The 20,116-nt window shown below is 37.7% G+C and carries 15 protein-coding genes; 3 read left to right on the top strand and 12 right to left on the bottom strand.

Annotated features, from left to right (window positions below; all coding sequences use genetic code 11):
• From ABD000_RS04575 to ABD000_RS04560, 4 genes are all read right to left on the bottom strand, one after another.
• Nucleotides 1-5,377 (bottom strand): PKD domain-containing protein (locus ABD000_RS04575; RefSeq protein ID WP_343764437.1); only part of this gene is annotated, 5,377 nt, incomplete at its 3' end.
• Nucleotides 5,378-5,490: 113 nt separating this feature from the next.
• Complete coding sequence (locus ABD000_RS04570) at nt 5,491-7,200, bottom strand: tetratricopeptide repeat protein (RefSeq protein ID WP_343764435.1); 1,710 nt, start codon at nt 7,198-7,200, stop codon at nt 5,491-5,493.
• 139 nt (nt 7,201-7,339) lie between these two features.
• Nucleotides 7,340-8,578, bottom strand: a complete 1,239-nt coding sequence (locus ABD000_RS04565; protein WP_343764431.1) for an FAD-dependent oxidoreductase — start codon at nt 8,576-8,578, stop codon at nt 7,340-7,342.
• A 157-nt stretch (nt 8,579-8,735) separates the two neighbouring features.
• Entirely contained in the window at nt 8,736-9,125 is a 390-nt protein-coding gene (locus ABD000_RS04560; protein WP_343764427.1) for an acyl-CoA thioesterase, read from the bottom strand.
• Nucleotides 9,126-9,870: 745 nt separating this feature from the next.
• Here ABD000_RS04560 and ABD000_RS04555 point away from each other — a divergent pair.
• Entirely contained in the window at nt 9,871-10,827 is a 957-nt protein-coding gene (locus tag ABD000_RS04555) for an IS1595 family transposase (RefSeq protein ID WP_425545347.1), read from the top strand.
• Here ABD000_RS04555 and ABD000_RS04550 read toward each other — a convergent pair.
• Nucleotides 10,824-12,179: a hypothetical protein gene (locus tag ABD000_RS04550; RefSeq protein WP_343764418.1), complete on the bottom strand. Its 1,356-nt coding sequence runs from the start codon at nt 12,177-12,179 to the stop codon at nt 10,824-10,826. The genes ABD000_RS04555 and ABD000_RS04550 overlap by 4 nt on opposite strands.
• Before the next feature lie 563 nt (nt 12,180-12,742).
• Here ABD000_RS04550 and ABD000_RS04545 point away from each other — a divergent pair.
• Nucleotides 12,743-13,852, top strand: a complete 1,110-nt coding sequence (locus ABD000_RS04545; RefSeq protein ID WP_343764415.1) for a hypothetical protein — start codon at nt 12,743-12,745, stop codon at nt 13,850-13,852.
• A 29-nt stretch (nt 13,853-13,881) separates the two neighbouring features.
• On the opposite strand, the gene ABD000_RS04540 is transcribed toward ABD000_RS04545, so the two are convergent.
• The 7 genes from ABD000_RS04540 to ABD000_RS04510 all read right to left on the bottom strand — a co-directional run bounded on the left by ABD000_RS04540 (nt 13,882) and on the right by ABD000_RS04510 (nt 19,246).
• Nucleotides 13,882-14,118, bottom strand: a complete 237-nt coding sequence (locus tag ABD000_RS04540; protein WP_343764413.1) for a hypothetical protein — start codon at nt 14,116-14,118, stop codon at nt 13,882-13,884.
• Nucleotides 14,119-14,285: 167 nt separating this feature from the next.
• The gene (locus tag ABD000_RS04535; RefSeq protein WP_343764411.1) at nt 14,286-14,738 is read right to left on the bottom strand and encodes a hypothetical protein; all 453 of its coding nucleotides are present in this window, start codon (nt 14,736-14,738) and stop codon (nt 14,286-14,288) included.
• A 15-nt stretch (nt 14,739-14,753) separates the two neighbouring features.
• Nucleotides 14,754-15,278 carry a Panacea domain-containing protein gene (locus tag ABD000_RS04530; protein WP_343764408.1) on the bottom strand — a complete coding sequence of 175 codons (525 nt, stop codon included), beginning with the start codon at nt 15,276-15,278 and terminating at the stop codon, nt 14,754-14,756.
• Between the two features lie 530 nt (nt 15,279-15,808).
• On the bottom strand, nt 15,809-16,456 hold the full coding sequence (locus ABD000_RS04525) for a hypothetical protein (RefSeq protein WP_343764407.1): 648 nt from the start codon (nt 16,454-16,456) through the stop codon (nt 15,809-15,811).
• A 554-nt stretch (nt 16,457-17,010) separates the two neighbouring features.
• Nucleotides 17,011-17,166 (bottom strand): hypothetical protein, encoded by a 156-nt coding sequence (locus tag ABD000_RS04520; protein ID WP_343764404.1) that lies wholly within the window; start codon nt 17,164-17,166, stop codon nt 17,011-17,013.
• Between the two features lie 250 nt (nt 17,167-17,416).
• The gene (locus tag ABD000_RS04515; protein WP_343764402.1) at nt 17,417-17,776 is read right to left on the bottom strand and encodes a Panacea domain-containing protein; all 360 of its coding nucleotides are present in this window, start codon (nt 17,774-17,776) and stop codon (nt 17,417-17,419) included.
• A gap of 582 nt (nt 17,777-18,358) precedes the next feature.
• Complete coding sequence (locus tag ABD000_RS04510) at nt 18,359-19,246, bottom strand: DUF72 domain-containing protein (RefSeq protein WP_343764400.1); 888 nt, start codon at nt 19,244-19,246, stop codon at nt 18,359-18,361.
• A gap of 100 nt (nt 19,247-19,346) precedes the next feature.
• Between ABD000_RS04510 and ABD000_RS04505 the strand changes: the two genes are divergently transcribed.
• Nucleotides 19,347-20,099, top strand: coding sequence for a LolA-like protein (locus ABD000_RS04505; RefSeq protein WP_343764398.1), 753 nt, complete (start codon nt 19,347-19,349; stop codon nt 20,097-20,099).
• The last annotated feature ends 17 nt before the right edge of the window (nt 20,100-20,116 follow it).

Raw genomic sequence — 20,116 nt, 5'->3', positions numbered from 1 at the left:
TTAGCACAGTGCCATCTTCTAACGTGACGGTAAAGTTACCTAAGCGGGCATTTGACGAATTACGCTGTCCTAAATCACGGATATAAAGCTTTAAATCACTTACAGGAGCATCATCAAAATTAATGGTATACGTACCATTGCCACTTGTTCTTTCACTAATGGCAATATAACGATCATCCCCTGTACCTGTAAACTGACCACCAACGGTTGATAGAGTAATATCTGTAGCCCAAACATCTGAATCTAAAAATGCCTGTTGATTCCCTGTTCCTGCACTACTCCCATTTGTATCCCAAGTCCTGATTACACCACATTCTACTATATCAAAAATCCCATCATTGTCATCATCAACATCGTCGCTGTTTTCTACCACATCATTGTCAAAATCTTCGATAGTACATACTGTCAAGACATTTGCATCAATCACCATCGCATTCGTACCGGGATAACTTGCTGCTATGACACTCCCATCAGGATTTGTTGCAGGAGGCACTCCGGTACCGTACTCACCGCCATCGCCACCATCTGCAGTGGGATCACTATAGGCCTCATTGGCATCACTACAACCATCATTATCACTATCCAGATCGTAACAATCTAATAAATCATCACCATCGGTATCGACGCTGACATTGGCTAGTACACCAATGAATACAGAATTCTCTCCATCACCAACGATGTCAAAACTTAAGGATGTAATTGCTTCAGATTGTACTACGCTAGGAAGGATTGAAGGAAAGTCTATAAGCCCGTAGGCCTCATTACCATTACCATTAGCCGTTGGATCTTCAGCATAAAGAACACCGGCGATATTGACTTGTTGAATGATCTCAGTATTTCCACCTCCCGCACCCGGAAAAGGTCCTGTCCCTGCAAGTATGTTAAAATTCAAATTATTTAATACCGTTCCATTCTCCAACGTCACTGAAAAATTACCTAAGTATCCATTTCCAGAGTTACGCCTTCCCAAATCTCTAATGTAGAATTGGAGATCAGTGACGGGAGCTTCATTGAAATTAATAGTATACGTACCATTACCACCTGTTCTTTCATTAATAGAGATAAAACGACTATCTCCTGTTCCATCAAAATCGCCTCCGGCCGTACTTATCGTAATGGTTGTTGCGCCAACATTCGACTCTAGAAAGGCCTGTTGGTTCCCTGCTCCATTAGAACTACCATTAGTGTCCCACATGGATACCTCACCACATTCTATTACATCAAAAATCCCGTCATTATCATCATCAACATCGTCAACATTAGCTATACCATCATTATCAAAATCACCTGGTGGAGGAAAAGCGTTATTCACATTTACAATTACCGTATCGGTATCTACACAAACACCACCAAAATCAGCCGTAACTGTGTAGGTTGTTGTTTGTGTTGGAGATACAGTTGGATTTTGCAAATTTTCTTGTCCTGATATGGAAGGGTCTACCGGACTAGCTGCCCAGGTAAAAGTAGGTGTGCCACTACTTGGTGTGGCGATGAGAGTAGCTGTTCCTCCTGAGTTGATAGTCTGATCTGATCCTGCGTCAATGGTCGATGACACACTAAGCTCGCTAATTTCTATATCATCAATATAATAATAAGCATTATTTCCCCAACCCGATAACGGAGGTCGGATCTGAGTTGTATTGAAATTTCCAAAACCTCCTATAATGATATGCGTGAGATTATCTTGAGTAGGCGTGTATTGCCATGTGAAGGTTTCCCACTGATCAGATTGTTCTATGAAAGTACCGGCAGGTGTTGTTAGTTGAGGAGTAAATGTCAGGTTACTATTATTTCCTGTTGAAACCTCTAAGGTAGAAAAGTAAATTCCAATTTGATCGACGGCTAGAGAAGTGTTATCAGCTTGACTAAATCGTACACGCACACTGTAAGTATTGCCACTCGCTAAAGGAGTGGTCAATTCAGTTTGAATATACTCTCTACTCCCAAACTGAGAAAGCACATACATTCCTGCATAACCGTTACCATCCGCAGGATCTTGGAAACCAAAATAATTGTTAGGTGTTCCAAGTTCTGGATCACCACAGGGATGATAGCCGTCTGGTGTTGTTAAAGTAGGGCGCGTCCAATCCGGATAAAAATCATTGATCGTTGTAGAATTAGAAAACACTGGACAGGTACTAGGATTTTCGAAACTTGGATTGGGAAGGAGGTTTGGACCTTTACATACATTAACAGCATTGACTGATATAACAACCGTATCAGTATCTACACATCCACCTCCAAAATCTGCTTCAACTGTATAAGTTGTAGTTACGGTTGGTGAAACTGTTGGATTGTATACATTTCCCTGTCCTACAAGCGATAGGTCTGCTGGACTGGCCGTCCAAATATAGGTAGGAGCACCACTACTTGGTGTGGCGATGAGAGTAGCTGTTTCTCCTGGGATAATAGTTTGATCTACACCGGCATCAATAATTTGCGAACAGGAAGTGTTTACCATAACAGTTACCTGATCGGTTGATAAACACCCACCACCAAAATCTGCTGTAACGGTAAAGGAATAGGTACCAGGTCCTGATGGAGGTGTAAATACTGGATTCGAAATATTTGGATCATTCAATCCTGTAGCTGGTGTCCATGTATAGCTTACTGGAGTACCACCAGAAGGCGTTGCTTGTAATTGAGCGGTTTGGGTATCGGATATGGTTTGGTTGGCACCAGCATCAACGGTCAAACTAGGGTCACTACTTGCTCTTATAGAAATGTCATCAAAATAATAGTACCCTTGAATATTTGGTGGACCATTTTGACAATTAGTGTTCGCATTATCTTGAAAATTACCAATAATGACATATTGCTCATTACCCGTGGCAGTATAGGATACCGTACTTACAGCTTGCCAGCTAAAATTTGAATAGAATTCTCCGGGAAGTGTTGTGACCTGTGGTGTTAAAGGTAAAACTTGATTTCCCGATACCGATACAGGACTGTCTGTAAAATAAATTCCTACTTCACTAAAATCACACCATCCGCTGGTATTACTTCTATATAAATTAAAATCGATATTGTAAGTTGTGCCTGCTGTTAGAGTCTGTGTAAGTTCAATTTGAAAATACTCTCTGTATTCTCCACCATTTTTTAAAAAAATGCCTCCAAAACCGTCGCCATTGGCAGGTCCTACAGATGGGTCATTACCACTGTAATTGCAAGTGTTATAATAATCTGCTGAAGCCTCGTTTGGTATGGACCAGCCTGGTAAGAAGTCACCTATTGTATCTGAGGTATTATCAATGCTTTCAGTTGGACATTTAAGTGGATTTTCAAAATCTCCGTTTGGGATTAAATTGGGACCTGTACAGGAGACTGGAGAGTCATTTACAGTAATAGTAACTGTATCCTGTTCGTAACAACCGCCAAAATCAACTAATAAATCAAATATATAAGAACCCGGACCCGGCGGTGAGAAGACCGGGTTGACTACAGTAGGATCATCAAGACCCGTAGCCGGAGTCCAGGTGTAGCTAACAGGAGTAGCTCCAGTGATGGAAGGATTTAACGCTATCGTTTGACCACTATTAATGGTCATATCTGTTCCAGCATCTACACTAGGCGTACTGCTGTGCGATATGACATTTACATCATCAATATATAGCAATGACCAACCTGAACCATTTCCGTTATCGTTATAATTGGTGTCAGTGTCATCACGAAAATTACCCACGGTGAGATACTCCTCACCTCCCGTAGCGGTATAGGTCCAACTAAATGTTCGCCATGTCCCTTTATTATCAATAAAACCATTGACCGGGGTTTCCAGTTGAGCAGTTACAGGTAATACCTGATTATTCCCGGTCGTTACAGGCGTTGCTGAAAAATGTATCCCTAAACGATCTATTTCATACCTACTACTGTAGGTCAAACTTGCCTCTAAGCTGACATCGTATACCTCACCGGCGCTTAACGGCTGATTTAATTTTACCTGCGCGTATTCTCTTAGGTCTCCCGGATACCAAACGTGCATTCTAATGTATCCTCTATCAGGAAAATCTGGTGGTCCAAGAATAAGATTAGTCGGGTCGCAAAAGTTTATATAATCCGTACTGCCAGAGGTTGGGGAATACCAGTCATGTAGTTGGTTGCCCAACGTATTACCATTATTTGCACTACTGGAAGGACAATTTTTATAATCTTCAAAATCTGGATTGGGTACCATATTACCAGGGGCACAAGGATCATAACATCCGATTTCATCAATAGTGTAAGAAGTACTGGATAGCGTGACACAACTACCGTCGTCCACTAGCAATTCGTATGTTCCCGGATTTAGGTTTGAAACATCTAATGTAGTTGCTATTACATTTCCACTTGTATCTATCCATTGATAACTATAAGAACCACTACCTCCTGTTACCGTGATTCCGGAAATTGATCCATTTGAAGAAGCACATGTAGCATGAGAAATAGCAGCAGAAGAGATATTTACTGCAGGAGTAATATCCACTACAGAGATGTCATCAATGTAAATGTATCCCCCTTTATGTCCTGAACCGGTTTGCGTATTGGTGTTTGCATTACTAAAAAAATTACCAATAGTGATATATTCTTCTCCACCCCCGGTATTAGTAAAGTTCATAGTAAATTCTGTCCAGTTGTTTTGATTGTCAATAAACTGCCCTGCCGGTGTGGTTACCTGTGGGGTAACATCAATATGTGTGATTCCCGGAGACTCCACCTCGTCGGCAGAAAAGTAAACCCCAATACGATCCGTATGGACATCGGTTCCAAGATCATCTGCAAGTTTAAGTTTAATTTCATAAGTATGCCCACTACACAATGGTGTTTTGAGTTTAGTTTGAATATACTCACGATACCCCCCGTTGTAATAAGTAAAAATTCCCATGTGTCCAGAACCGGTAGCCGCAGCAATATTTGAATTATACCCTGTCGAGCAGTAGTGTTTATAATCTGACGAAGGCCCCAGAGTTGCTGTAGAGGGCGGATCCTGCCAATAACGAATGAAATCTTTAATTCTTGGGGTTCCCCAGGAATTTATACCAGGTGGGGGACAAACATCAAACTCTTCAAAACTAGCATTGGGAACGAGATTACCATCATTTACCAGAATAAAATCCATTTTTAAGGATTCCTGTGCAACATTGTCGTTAATTCTAGAGAATATTTCAGGCGATACGTCATTTTCATTGGACATGCGTTGGAATGTCCATTTAGAAAGACCCAAATCTGATGATGGATGCAACATTACATCTCTATTTACATCAATTAATTCTGGCGTTATATTAACATCATTTATTAGAACATCCCCATCATAAGGATAGCCGGTCGAGGTAGTAAATGATAGTAAAGCAGAAGTGAAAAATAGAATAAATAAAATCCGGATAGGTAGATTTTTTTCCATAAAGATGATTCAGTGTTGTTCTGGGTTGACCAAAACTACATGAACCTTCTTTCCCATAAACTCAAGAAAGCTTACAGCGGTACATATTGTCTTAACAAAAGCTTACAAAACGTCTAATTTGCCAATCGCTTAAGAAATTGGTATACATTTTTATTCTTAGGAAGATCAAATTTTTTCTTTAGTCGATGAACCATTACGTGAAGACTAGCTGGGGTGATATTAAGTATCTGAGCGATTTCTTTATTGGTCAAATTCATGATAATAAATGCACATAATTTTAAATCGCTGGTAGAAAGATCGTAGGTACGACTAAGTTTATTCATATATTGAGGATGCACTTTATTAAAATGGACAAAGAATTGTTCCCAGTTATCCTCGAGTTCTATTTGGTGCCGTGTTAGATCTCTTATTTTATTAATTTGTGTTGATCTTTCTTCTTCACTAAGATTATTTTTTATTAATAAATCGACCAATCGATTGATCTCTGTAAGAGTATCCGCTTGAATAGCAGTACGGGCATTTTCAGTTACTAGAACCCTATGTTTAATAGTATGAGTGGATTCGGCTACTTTATTTTGTTTAGCATGATAATAACGCTTACCTAACAAGACCACCAGCCCTAGTGTAATGACGGATAATACTATAACAGCAAACATGAACCATTCTCTTTCAACAGAATTCTCTGCAATGATTTTCTGTTTTTCCTTTACCTCTTCGTTGGCCATCGAAACCAATGCATCATTTGCATTTTTTACTAAATTGAGACTATCTTCAAGTTTATCAGCTAAACGATAATAGTGCAAACTTGAAACACTGTCTCCTTTTTTCTCAAGAATTTTCGCCTTGAGTTCGTAGGCAAACGCGAGTTTACCTGATAGACTCTTTTCTAAACCCAGTTCGATCGCTTTATCTATATAAAAACTACTGCTATCTGATATATCACCCTTCATGTACACCTGAGTCATCTTGATTAAAGATGCCATGTGTATGGGATAAGCTGAGCTGTTTTTAGATAGATTGAGGGCTTCTTTAATGTAGGTGATAGCTTTCTGCTCTTCTTCTTCTTTCAATAATAGACCTCCAAAGAAATTCGCTAATTGCGCAATTCCGAGAGAATCATTAGTTTTCTTAATTGCGCTATAGGATTCAGAAAAAGCGATATATGCTTGTTCCCGTTCTCCCAAACGAAGATAACTTTGACCCATGTTTGCCAGTGAATAAACCTCAAAATTAGATTTCTTCTCAATGGGTTTATCAAGATTATAGCGTTGAGCATAGTCATATGCTTTTTTATAATTTATAACAGCGGAATCGTACAATTTTAAATTATGATAAGTGAATGCTGCCGTGGCATAAGAAGCTGACTTATCAAGGTTTAATTCATCATACTCTGCTAACACATCAAGTACATCTCTAGCCCACCTGTTATATCGTATTGCCTGGTTATAGTCCCCTTGTTGATTATATAGATTTGCACTATTACTCAATACTTGAAAAACCCCGGTAGAATCACCGATTCTACGATAGAGCTCTAATGCAGTAGTGTTGTGATAAAATGACTTGTCAATATCTTCTCTACTGCCATAATTACTATAAACTACGGCTATTTTCTTATGAATGGGTGCGAGTAGATTTATCAAATTATTCTGCTCTGCTTGAACTAAAGCTTTTTGTAGAAATATATTCGCTTTTTGTTTGTCAAAGGCATAATAAACATCTGAAGAATCTATAAGCCCTTTTAATTGATTTTTTAGTGTAGATGAATCTTGTGCAAAACAGCTTAAACTCACTGAGAGAATAAGGTAAAATAGAATTTTCTTCATAAAGGATGGTTTTGCAATCTATATCTCTTGTTTCTAAGAGAGTATAGATGCCTAAAATAATGGAGAGATACCAAGATTACAAATTTAGAAGCACCTATGTTTTGAGAATTACCAATATATTACAGATCTACTGTAGTTCTCAAAAGACATTTTCTTCAATATTTTTAATCACCCCCATAGCTGCCGCCTCACCGGCAATCATCGCTGCGTTTAAAGATCCATTTAATAATATGTCGCCGGCTAAAAACACTTGTTCTTTAAGCTGAGTCTCAGTCGGGTCAATGCTGTATTGCAAGTTGGTGAGTTTAGGCAAGCCTTTTTTGATCATATAATGCTTGATAAAACGCTTTACACTTATACCGCAATATTGTTTTAATTCCTGTACAACCTTGATTTTTAAATCCTCGATGGACAATGCATGATCCTTAACAACAGTGACCGAAAGTAGGTGTGTTGCTCCAGCCTGTTTAGGGTAATTGAGGTTATTGATAAGCGCTTCTGGAGCACTAATAAGTCCAATAACGGGTTTATCCAGCACCTTATTTTCTACCTCAAAATAAAGTGAGTCACACCCTTTCCAGGACGTTTGTTGATTACTTAAATTAGAAACGAGTGAAGAAGCTTCAGTAGCAATGATACTAAAGTGTGAGTTTATATTAGTACCGTTAACTAGTTTAATTTCATCGTCTTGAACATCACGTACTGCTGTATTAAATTTAAACGTAGTTTGTTTTAATTGCGCTTTGAGCTGTTGGGAAATAGCCTCAATACCATCATGAGGTACCGCCGCGTAGCCTTCGCCAAACATCTTATAGACAAACTCAAACATACGACTTGAGGTTTCAAGGTTAGGCTCCAGAAAAATTCCGCTAAAAAAAGGCTTAAAAAACTGTTCAATCATTCCTTTTGAAAAGCCTTTTTCATTTAGGTAGTCATAAGTTGTTTTCTCCGGAGAGTCAAAAATTTCTTCCAGTGACTTCTTCTTTAGCTGTATATTGAGTTTAAGCACTTTTAACTTATCGGAAATCGTTCCGACACTGGCTAAAATTGTGGGAAATAATAAGGAGAGATTCCTGAGTGGATCTCCTATGGTTTGCTTGGAACCCTCCCCGAAGATCACCGCCCCGGGAAGAAACTTTTCCAGCTTCAATGCTTCAAAGTCAAGGTACTCCTTAGCCTTAGGATACGCAGTTAGCAAAACCTGAAAGCCGTGATCCAATACAAACCCATCCTCATGTTCTGTTTTTACCCTGCCACCTACCCGATCAGATGCTTCAAGAATAGTTGGCGCATACCCATGATTTTCAAGTACGCGTGCGGCGATAAGTCCGCTAACTCCTGCACCAATAATGTGAATTTTATAATCTTCTTTTTGCATATTCATTTTCCGCGTAAACGTTGATCTTGTTAACTTCCCGCGAATGCGGGAATCTATTAAATATTCTTTTAATCATCAATTGAACTTAACCAAGCTAATCACTTCAACTTAGTCGACCACATTTTGTTACTTCGACAAGCTCAACCGCCACATGAGTCTAATCACTTAGTCGGTTTTTAACGTATTCTATTTTTGCTTTACCATGTGGTTTAGCATTTCCGGCTGCATCTAAACTAACCATCACGATTTGATCGATGGTAATGATAACTTCGCGGGTCATTTTATTGCGCACTTCACAACGCAGCGTTAACGATGAGGAGCCAAATTTGACCGGCTCAATTCCAATTTCAATGATGTCTCCTTCTTCGGCTTTACTTTTAAAGTCAATCTCACTTATATACTTAGTCACTACATTGCTATTCTCTAATTGAATAATCGCATACAAAGCAGCTTCTTCATCGATCCACTCCAGCAGTCTTCCCCCAAACAGGGTACGGTTAGGATTTAAATCTTCGGGCTTGACCCATTTGCGCGTGTGAAAATTCATTGTTTGGTTATTCGTTATTGGATTATTGAGTTATTGATTATTTAGCTATTAGTTTTTAGTAAACGACTTTGGAATTATTTTTGATACCTATATACTTGAGTGTACCAATATCCAATCTTCTGGTCACTCATCCAAACATCCGACCCCTTTTATGGTCGGATTCTTTTTATCTCCTAATGGGCTAAATCTGACATATTAGACCCTTTTCTTCATTTCGTTTAAAAGAAAATCCGACCCATTTGGGGGTCGGATTTTTCAATTTGGACTCTTTTAACCCGTTGAAGATGTGACAATTAATCAGCTCAATCTTCAACTGGAGCATTTGAGTTCAAATTTCGAGACCATATAGTTGAATACGTGCATACAACAACACAAAATTTTAAAATCATGCATTTACAAATTTCATTCAACTTTCAGTTCTCAATCGATTCTTCAATCAAGGTTCTCAATTCCACAAAGAACCTATTTAGAAAAATAGAATCATCTATTCGCCGCTCTTTCCAAAAGCTTCGAATCGGGTCGTTCATGAATCGGACTATCAATCTAGTTTGTCGAATTGAAGGGGTTCTTGCCTTCTATTTGATTTGTCGAGATTGTGACTTCCACCAATGGAGCCAATCCATTACCGATATTATATTAAACTATACTGGCGTCAATATCAGCCGTATCTTATTGTTTTACAATAACTTATATGTATAAAAAGTTTCGGATGTCAACAAAAAGTATTAAATTTAATAAAACAAGGATGATAGACAATTACACCCAAGATGAAGAAGTTCCTGTCTTTCAATCAATCTTACAGATGATTGATACTCTGAATACCGAAGCCGCTTGTCGAGAATATTTAGAGGCTATTAGATGGGGCGGTGAACCCTGCTGTGCCCATTGTGGACATTGCCACACGGGTCACTATAAATTGAAACAAAGAGGCATCTTTAAGGGTCTCTATAAATGTCGAACCTGTCGACGTAGATTTACAGTAACTGTAGGTACGATGTTTGAAGGCTCTCACATTCCACTCCGAAAATGGTTTACAGCCATCTATCTCTTTGCTTCACATAAGAAAGGGATTAGTAGTCTTCAACTTCATAGAGACCTCAACATCACTCAAAAGACAGCGTGGTTCATGTTGAGTAGAATCAGAAATTCTTTTAGCGATCGAAGCAGTCAAAAAATGGATGGAGTCGTTCAAGTTGATGAAACCTATGTCGGAGGACGGAATGCTAACAAGGCCAAGCCTAAACAAGAGAAAGGTACTCAAGGTCGTAGTACCAAATCAAAGACCGTTGTTTTCGGACTCTTAAGCGATGGTCAGGTCAAAACTGAAATTGTCCCTAATACCCGAGGCCGAACTCTCAAAGGTGTGATTAATGATACCGTTGAAGAGGGTTCTACGGTGGTCTCTGATGGTTGGGTGGGGTACAAGGGTCTCCATCGAATGTATCAACACCGAGTCATTGATCATAGCAAGGGTAGTTTTATGCAAGATGGATACCATACCAATAGTATCGAAGGATTTTGGAGTCTCCTGAAAAGGGGTATTTTCGGTATCTACCATGTTGCTAGTGCCAAGCATTTACAACTTTATTGTGATGAATTTGCCTATCGTTACAATACTCGACACATGCCTGATGGTGTACGATTCATCCTATCTCTCCAAGGAGCCACTCATCGCTTACAGTACCAAGAATTGACAGCCTAAAGCATCAGAATCCCACGAGAGGCAATTAAGGCATCCGTAAAAGTGTCAATCTCTTGGGACTGTGAGGCATCTAGGGGATAGTATTGAGATAGTGGGAACTCTTTCATATTTAGGGTCATCAACTGGTCATTCAGTTTGATGGCCTTTTTTGTCTCTGCTTTCCATTTTTCAATCATAGAGTTGGAGATGTTTTGTTTCTTGATTCGATAGACTCTGATAGACTCTGTTAAAGCAGATGTGATACTGGGCAATTGATTCCAAACTGCTTTCAAGTGCCCATAATGAGCGTCAAGAGTTTGTAGGACCTTTGGGTTCTCCTTGAGAGCCTCCATCAGGAAACGATCGACCTTGACTTCGTAGTGATTAGTATTCAGATAGACTTCCCAGTCTCTTGTATGGGTTTGATATCCCAATGCTTCAACCTCCTCCACGTATGCTGCCTGATTCATGTCTCTTTCCATTAACTGAAAGACCTCTGTTGAATTGATAGTGATTAATTGTCCTGACTCTGTGTCTTTGATGATCGTACAACAAGCAGGGATTGAACCTGTCTCTTGGGCTGGATATAACTCTTTAGCCTGTGCCACTCCTGGAATCTCTTCTTGGGTATACGAGAAATCATTACCAATCAGTTCAAATGTTCCTGATATGGTTCCTAATTCAATCTTTTTAGTAGTTGGCAGGTATGCCAGTCTCTTTTGAGCCACCTTGGATTGGACTTTCCCCTTTTCTGTCTTTGGAATTGAAGCCTGTTGTTCCATGAGTCTCAAGTACTCTTTTGCTTGATAATTGGTGACTCTTTCTTGTGGCTTCTGTTTCTCTAATTGAGATTGATACAGTTGAATCTCTTTCCTAGATGAGACACGACCTTTTTCTGCCAGTCTCAATTCTATTTGAGGTTTATTTGCATAGCCACGGTATTGCGGACTCGAATCTTCAACTTCAATCTTTAACTGTTGACTATCTGCTAAGGCTTGTGCCTCGATCAATAGGGTCTTATTCTTGCCCTTTAGATACTCTCCAATCAATCTATCAATTTCCTGAAACTGATAGGCTCTGATGGAGTCTTGCTTCTTGCCCTCTAGGTAGGCATCATAATGCGGTTGGAGAGCTTCTAGGTCTTTCCTCCATGATTGATAGGTTAGAGTCTCAACTTCACCTTCTATCATTGGATACCAATCAACCTCTGTTACGTTGACGACAACTGCACCTAGGCCTCTTTTCAGTTGACCCTTAATGTGATCTTTTTGGAACCAACCTTCTGGTATCGTGACTTCTTGGGCATTGGAACGATGTGTTGCTAGGGTTAGGACAATAGAGACTAGGGTCAGCCTCGTGAATAAGTGACTCATGGTGTGGTAATTTAGGTTTAACTCGATGTTTCTTCAATAAAAAAGCGTGGACATTGCACCACGTTAAACCAAGGATTACCACATCCTATAGAAAGCAATGATACAAGCCACGCCGTACAGGCGCACTCATATACATTGTTTGCTTTCTTTTAGAGACTCAACCTAAGTTGGGTCAATGTGGTAATTTAGGTTCAACAACAATGCTATAAAGCACAATATTTTATCTAATACAAAATTAATTAAAATTGACGACACCTGACAATTTCAGGGCAGTAGAGTTACGCCTTTTGATATGTCGGATATATGTTGACAAAGAAGAAGTCAATAGAGTAGAAAAATCGACCCATCTGCTACATAGTGGATGAAAACTCAAAAAGAGCCTAAATCCACTAGGTGGACAAGGCTCATAAAAGAGATGATCAGTTATGTTATGAAGCAACTAGCAGAACAGATCATCGAGTTTGTCATCGAAAGATGGACAAGCTAAAAACAGAGGGTCGTCAATCTTGACGATCCTTTTCTTTTATATGTATATTTAACTATTCAAAATAAATCTGTTTAGCTTGATTCCTGATTTTAGTCGTACTACTGTCGAAACATTAGCCAAAAGAGCTTCATTTCTGTGTTCTAATCCAGATTGTAGAGTATCCACAGTGGGTCCTAATGAGAACCCGAAAAAAGCAACCGTAATTGGAGAAGCTGCTCATATCCATGGCGCTAGGATGGGTTCTCCAAGGTTTGACACTAAAATGAATGATGCTACAAGGGCAGAAATTACAAATGCAATTTGGCTTTGTAGAAATTGTCATAAACTCATTGACACAGACGAACATAGATATCCTGTGTCTTTACTTTACAAATGGAGAGAAAGCCATGAGCAATATGTTGCTTCTGCTCTAGGTACAACAAGTGATCAATTTTTATATCAAATAGAATCTGTCGAACTGGATCAATTTCAAGAATACCCACCGATTATTAGGAGAATTGTGATTGATAAGAGTCCGGGATGGGAATGGAGATTAACTGCAGAATTAATGAAGCATTTAAATGATCCAATCTATCGTCGATTACAAGATCTTCATAATGGGCTCTATCTTCGAGAGAAAACTAACATATCCGAGGATGATGCTCTAGATTGGATTGGTCAAATAACTGGTGAAATGTCAGAGATATTGGCCCCTGTCAATGGGTTACTGGCTAAAATGACAGCTAGTTGGGGAGAACCTGGAATTGAAGGAGATGTTAACGAAATTCATCATGTTTGTCTTCTGTTTCAAGACTATCTTCAGCAAATTGTGAAGTTCGAAGAGAAGCTCCATTTCACTAGGGTTCCTGAAGATTACATGAGACTGCATCAATTACTCATAGGACAGATAGGATCTCAAATCAATAAATTGTCAATCATTCCAAAAAAAGCGGAAGAATTGCTTCTACTGCTTGATCAAAAAGAAAACGATGATGAAGAATATGAGGAAATTAGAACCGAAATTGTGTTTGAATTGCCTCCAGAATGGGAGCAGAATTTTCAGAAGGAACTAAATAGATTGAAGAAGGAGTCAATTATTGTAGATCGAGTAGATTCACCAAAAGATCATAAAAGCAAAAAGATTCAAGGCTGTTTATGGAGTGTCTTTTTCCTAGTAATCATCTACTTTATATTCAATTCAATATAATTGTATATTATAAAATGATTGATATAGTTTCACAGAAGCTTCCCTAAGTTGGCGTACTTATTCAGAATATCTCCTTCAATAAATGAAGTATGTTTAACAATAGAATTTGAATGCCTGTCGTAAACGATTTCAACAAAGAAGTCATGCAAGGCATAGACTGCAAATCTTCGTTCGATCGTTGATCGTTGAGTCAAGTATTGACCCTGTTTCCAGAGGTGGTCGAATTGTTCTTCGGTTTCTAGGGATTTATATTCGTAGAGTGTCATACGTCGAAACCTAATATTTCTAAAAAGACAAGTATCGCAAGTGCAAAGAGTAGGATTCTAACTATCCATTTACCCCATGAGGAATAGGCCCACCAAAGTCGAGGATCATTTTTGTGATAGTTTTTCAAAGTAAGTTCTAATACTTAATGAAATTAGTTGATTCAATGCTAGAACCCAAAAGTTTCTTTTATTTTCTTAGATAAAACAGTTGAAGTCGATATCGTTAGATTAATCTGTTTAAAACAATCATTAGAAACAGAACCTTTATGACGAAAAGGTTCTTGGAGTAAAAGTTCTTTAATCTTCTCCTTTGACTCGTACTTTATATTAGCGCAATCAATATAGCTGTCATGATGTAGAAAGGTATGATCCGTGCATTTAATTTCAACATGTTGTTGTCGTAAGTACTCTGTTTTAAATACGTTTTGATTGATTTCAGAATTTATAATTAAGTAGCCAATTGTATCTGATGTAGAATCAACATTTTGAAGAATGACTATATATTTTTCATGTGTTTCTACAATCTGTAATTGTACTTTAAGAACATTACCAGTCTGTAACTTTCGGTCAGTACTTTCTTGACGAATTTTTTGCGGAAAACTGTCTCCTAATAAACCCAAAACAACTAACTATTTTTATTGCAATTCTAATTGATCGTTTTGGAGTCTAAGCTTGAGAAGTTCTAATACAGGATCATCTTGTATATTCTCTGTAATAGTAGCTTGATAAATTTGTAACGTACTTATCGGGGAGTTAGGATTTGTTAAATGCCATGCACTATCATGAGATTTGTCAGTCAATTCTCGAAAAGTTAAAGATTTATTTTCTTCTATCGATTCACGTAGACACTCAAGATTAGACTCTGATAGGTAGTCTGTATCAGGTTCAATTGTGCAATGTATATCATTAGAATTTCTCTCAATTAAATCATTTAACTCAATTTCATTTTTGGTCCATGATGGAACGGGTCCATAATCCATACATATAAAATCATCACCTGTGAGAGGTAATCCATACTTCGACAAATGCTTCTGTTCAGCGAAGTATAAAATCTTCATTATTTTATGAAGATCGGCATTACCAACATTAGTAATTAATTCATTAATGACAAAATACAAAGCATTTTTGGCTTTATCGGAATCAAGTTTGAATGTATTCATGTGGCGGTTGTAGGGCGTAAAAGTAAGTAAAATATTTCAATCGTAACCGTATCTATAATTATACCAAACCGCTGATTCTGTATAGTTTAACAAGTTGATTTTCTGATATCACAGGTATAATGCGGGTTACACTCTAATCATCAATCTCAATTTAACATCCTAAGAACGGTTAAAATAATGGTTAAAAGTACGGTTGGATTAAGCGGTTTACGGTTTTTAATGGCTACTTATTAGTCAAATGCATTGTCCAACCAGATTGCGGCAATTCGACTGGATGAATATCAAGCAATTCAGTTGGATGACCACCTTTAGTATATCTATATGCTAAGCAGATTTTACCCCTCCTGACCCAAAGCAGAAACCAATCTGGATTTTGTGGATAGGGTAAGCCTTTGTCTTTGCAGGCTTCTGCGATTCGATCACGGTGCATTGATCGAATCAACCGACTTAATTCATGTGGAGACTCATTGACGAAATTTACTTGATAGGACATGATCCAAAATTATGGAATTATGTCACAATATGGAATTTTATTTATCTTCTTTTTCTTCTGATTCTATAGGTGTCACTTCATTTTGGGTCCTTGCTTCTCGTAAGGTTGTCAATGACTCCTCGACATTCGGAATCGTATCATTCTGCTCTTGAAGTATTTGTAACTGTAATTCTTTTAGTTGAATTTCTTTAGCATATTTTAATGACTCTTTATAAAGATGTGCATACGTAGTGTCCACGGTGTTATTATAAAAACTTTCATTAAGTCGATATAGAGACGTTCTTAAATAGTTTAACGCATTAGACTTTGTAGTCATCTTTTGTACAGTTGTACTCAAGGCGCGAGTCAAATTAGCTGTAGCCTGTATGTCATTGGCATCTGAACTAGCTGTTAATCCTGCTGTAACATTTTCAACAAAACTAACCACAGCATCGGGCTGTTCTTCTGCTAAATACATAGGACGAACTTTTGCAGTGTCATAAATTGTAGTAACAGCACTTCTCTTTGATGCGTCAAAAAATACGGTTCCATATGAAGTTTGTGCTGCCTCGTTAACTAATCGGTTCGGAATAAAACCTGCTGAAGTTTTTTGACTTAATGCAGTTGTTCCTTTAGGTAATTTTGTTGTTCTGCATGAGAATAGTACAAATACAAAGAGAAAGAGAATAAAGTTTTTCATGGTCATTAGTTGGTTAGATAGTTAGACTGGTCATACTTTTCTGCTCTATCATGGAGCAAATAGACTTCTAAGATACTAAAGTCTAGTTAAATATCAACTTTTCATCAGATCTTTTGAATCCTTGATCTCATTTTTAGATATCTCTGATATATGCTGACATCTGACTGATCTCTAAACAAGAAAAAAGCTATGCAATGATACATAGCTTTGTGAGAAAAGAATCATACCAACCTAAGTCCACAAGGTGGAGAAGGTTACATAAGATGTTAGAGTTTGCGATGACTTGGCTGTTAGAACAAACCCTAACTTCAATCTCCGAAAGGATAGATTGGCTTCAAATAAGGAATGATCTATTAGAATCAATACCTATATTATATATAACCATCTATTTGTTTGTCACAAAAGTATGAATTGTTCATTCGATCTTTGTCGTATCCTTAGGATCAAAAAGATGGGACAGGTACCAACAAATCTACTTTAGTGTCATAATGATTCATCATTAGATTCAAGATTCACTATTACCATCTTCAAAGGGAACATGTCACAATGTTCCCTTTGTTTCATTTAGAACCATGATTATAAATATCACCAAACTGTTCTTCCATGAAAATGACATGAAAGATATTTTCTTTTCGTAGACCTAAGAAAACTCTATTGTCGCCAGTAGCTCTAAATACTTGTAAATGCTGAACATCAGGAGTAATGAAAGGAGGCATATCTTTACGTATTTGATTCAAAGGCATTTTTTCAAACCCATATCCATGTTTACTTTCCCTATTAATTTGATTCCATGAAAGAGTCGACAGTTTTTGGATTCTCTCAATAAATTTGTAATAGTATTTGTACTCTCTGTTGAATGTTAATTTCAGGTGTTTGAAACAAAATATCGGATAGTCAATCCTCTTACCCTTGATCGATTGAGGGTCAATAGGAGATGAGATATTCTTACGTTTTTTGAGCTTCTTACTAGGCAAGTTGGGTCTTAAAGAACTCTTTCATTGAATCTTGAGAGATTTCAACTTGAGGATTCGTGTGAAAGGCATCATTCCAAGGGGCTTCGTCATGAGTCATTTCCATAAGTCGAATTGCAGAGAATTGACTGTACTCGTCTAAAACTTCCTGAAAGAGACCTTCTTCTTCATCTTCGAGTTCAGCAATCTGATCATCTTCTGTTAAAGTAATAGCACTAGAACCAAAGTCCTTAAAATGATGATATGCTGTTTTAACCACAGGACCGTACTGCCAGGCCTCAATGCTGTCATTAAATAAGGGCTTCCCAAATACCGCTAAATTATATCCTTGGACATAATACAGTAATTTTTGCAATTTTAGATTAGAAATTAGCTCGCCCCTTTCAGTATCTGTGCTAGCTATAATCTTGTTCGCAAGCGCAATAACATCGTAACTCATGGTACAAAACTAGGTAATAATTTTTGACAAATACAAAATTTAAGAAGAAATATAGAGAAGTCAGATACTAAGAATCTATATAGTAGATGAAATCTTTCGTCTATTCAGAATCAGAGTCACTACTATCATCCTCGTTGGATATCTTTTTCTCAATATCCTTGTTTGACCTTGATTTAGTACTCCACAAGTCTTCTCGGCTCTTACCGATACTTGTTGAGGTCAGGAGACTTTCTTCAATATATTTCGAAAGAGTTTTCATACAAAATGTTTAATATAAATAATATGTATACTTGGAGAAGAATGTTGACCAAGTGTCAACTAGGTGTCGAAGATTTAAAAATCATATCTTGGTACACTCAAGTATATAGGTATCTTATTTTTTTCTATTTTCTAATCTCTATTTTCTCTTTTCTATTGTACATCCCAATTCCCGATTCTTGATTCCTGACTCATGATTCTTGATTCCTGACTCCTGATTCTTCATACTTAATACTCTAATCACAACAACTTAGCTTGATCGGTCAAAGTTTGTGGTACTCGCAATTCTACACCCAATTGTTCTTTCAACTTTTTGATAAAATATGCCGATAACAAGGGGGACTCTTTTTCAATATTTTGATGAATAAAAAAATGAATATGATTTAACCCTTGTTTTCTCCATAAAAGTAAACGATCTACCCACTCATCTAATCTATCGTAATCGCTGCTGTGATTGGCTCCCACGTACCGAATAAATGCTTCATCATTGGTTAGTCGCATATGCATGATATCTCTTCTTCCGGCGGTGTCTACCAGTACATTTGCCACATTGTTTTGTTCTAATAGATGATATAACTTATGTGAAACTACGTCATCATTAAACCAATCGGTGTGGCGAAACTCTACTGCCAATGCCACATGATCAGGCCAGTGATTCAAGAAGTTTTCTACGCGATCAAAATTCTTCGGCATAAAATTATTATGCATCTGCAAGAAAATCGTACCTAATTTTTCTTTTAATATCAATGTATGATCCAGATATTCATCAATCAAAGGTTCGGGATCAAGCAGGCGCTTAAGGTGGCTGATATTCTGGGTGATTTTTGGAAAAAATTTAAATCCTTCAGGTACTTTCTCTCTCCACGTTTTAAATTGTTCCTTAGGGAAAAGTCGGTAAAATGTTGCATTCATTTCAATAGCGTTGAATTGAGACGCATAATACGTCAATTCATCTTTTGTCCCTCTGGGATAGAAACCTTTAAGGTCTTGCCTATTCCATTTAGCACATCCCACATAGACCGAAAGCTCCTTAGCGGTTGCTCTTGCCAAAACTGCTTCAGTCTCAGGATGATCTAGAGGCAAGCTAAGATTAAGCTCTTCAGGATGATCTACTTTACCAAATTTCATAATGAATTTTGGCTAAAGATAAGAAGCTAAAAAAGGTTTGACTAAACTGTAACAATTTTGTAACTTTTCAGTCAAACAAAAAACTTGTAAATACATTAACATGAAACGAATACAACAACTATTATTTATCGCTGCGATTACCATAGGATTCACAACCAATGCCCAGACAGCAGATGAAATTGTAGAAAACTATTTTGAAAATACTGGTGGTGAAGAAGCATGGCAGAATATTGAAGCAATGAGACTTACCGGTAAAGCGGGTATGGGACCTCAAGAGTTTCCCTTTGTACAAACGGTAACTGATGAAGGCAAAATGGCCATCGTTGTTGATCTACAGGGGCAGCAGTTTGTTCCACAAGCGTTTGACGGAGAAATGATGTGGACCACAAATTTTCAATCGATGGAGGCTGAAGCAGCCGATAAAGAAACCTCAGATAATTTCAAGCAGGAAGCTCAAGACATGATCGATACCTTTTTAAATTACAAAGAAAAAGGATATTCGTTAGAGCTCATGGGTGAAGAAACCGTTGAAGGGACAGAAGCATTTAAAATCAAAGTCCTCAAAAAGCCGGTAATGGTAGACGGGAAAGAGGTAGAAAACTTTTCTACGTTTTATTTTGACAAAGAGAACTTTGTTCCTATTATGAGTGAGCAAACCGTTAAAATGGGACCTCAAAAAGGCATGCAAACTCAGACTATTTTTAGTGATTACCAGGAGGCCGGAGATATTTACTACCCCTATAGTATTACCCAAAAATTTAACGGTCAGGTTGGACAAACAATTAAAATTGAAAAAATTGAAATCAATCCAGATATTGATGAGGCAATGTTCAAAATGCCCGTGAAAGAATAATTCAAATTAAATACAAT

The sequence above is a fragment of the Gangjinia marincola genome, assembly GCF_039523415.1.
In the GTDB taxonomy this organism is placed as follows: Bacteria; Bacteroidota; Bacteroidia; order Flavobacteriales; family Flavobacteriaceae; genus Gangjinia; species Gangjinia marincola.
This window is presented reverse-complemented; position numbering and strand designations above follow the sequence as displayed.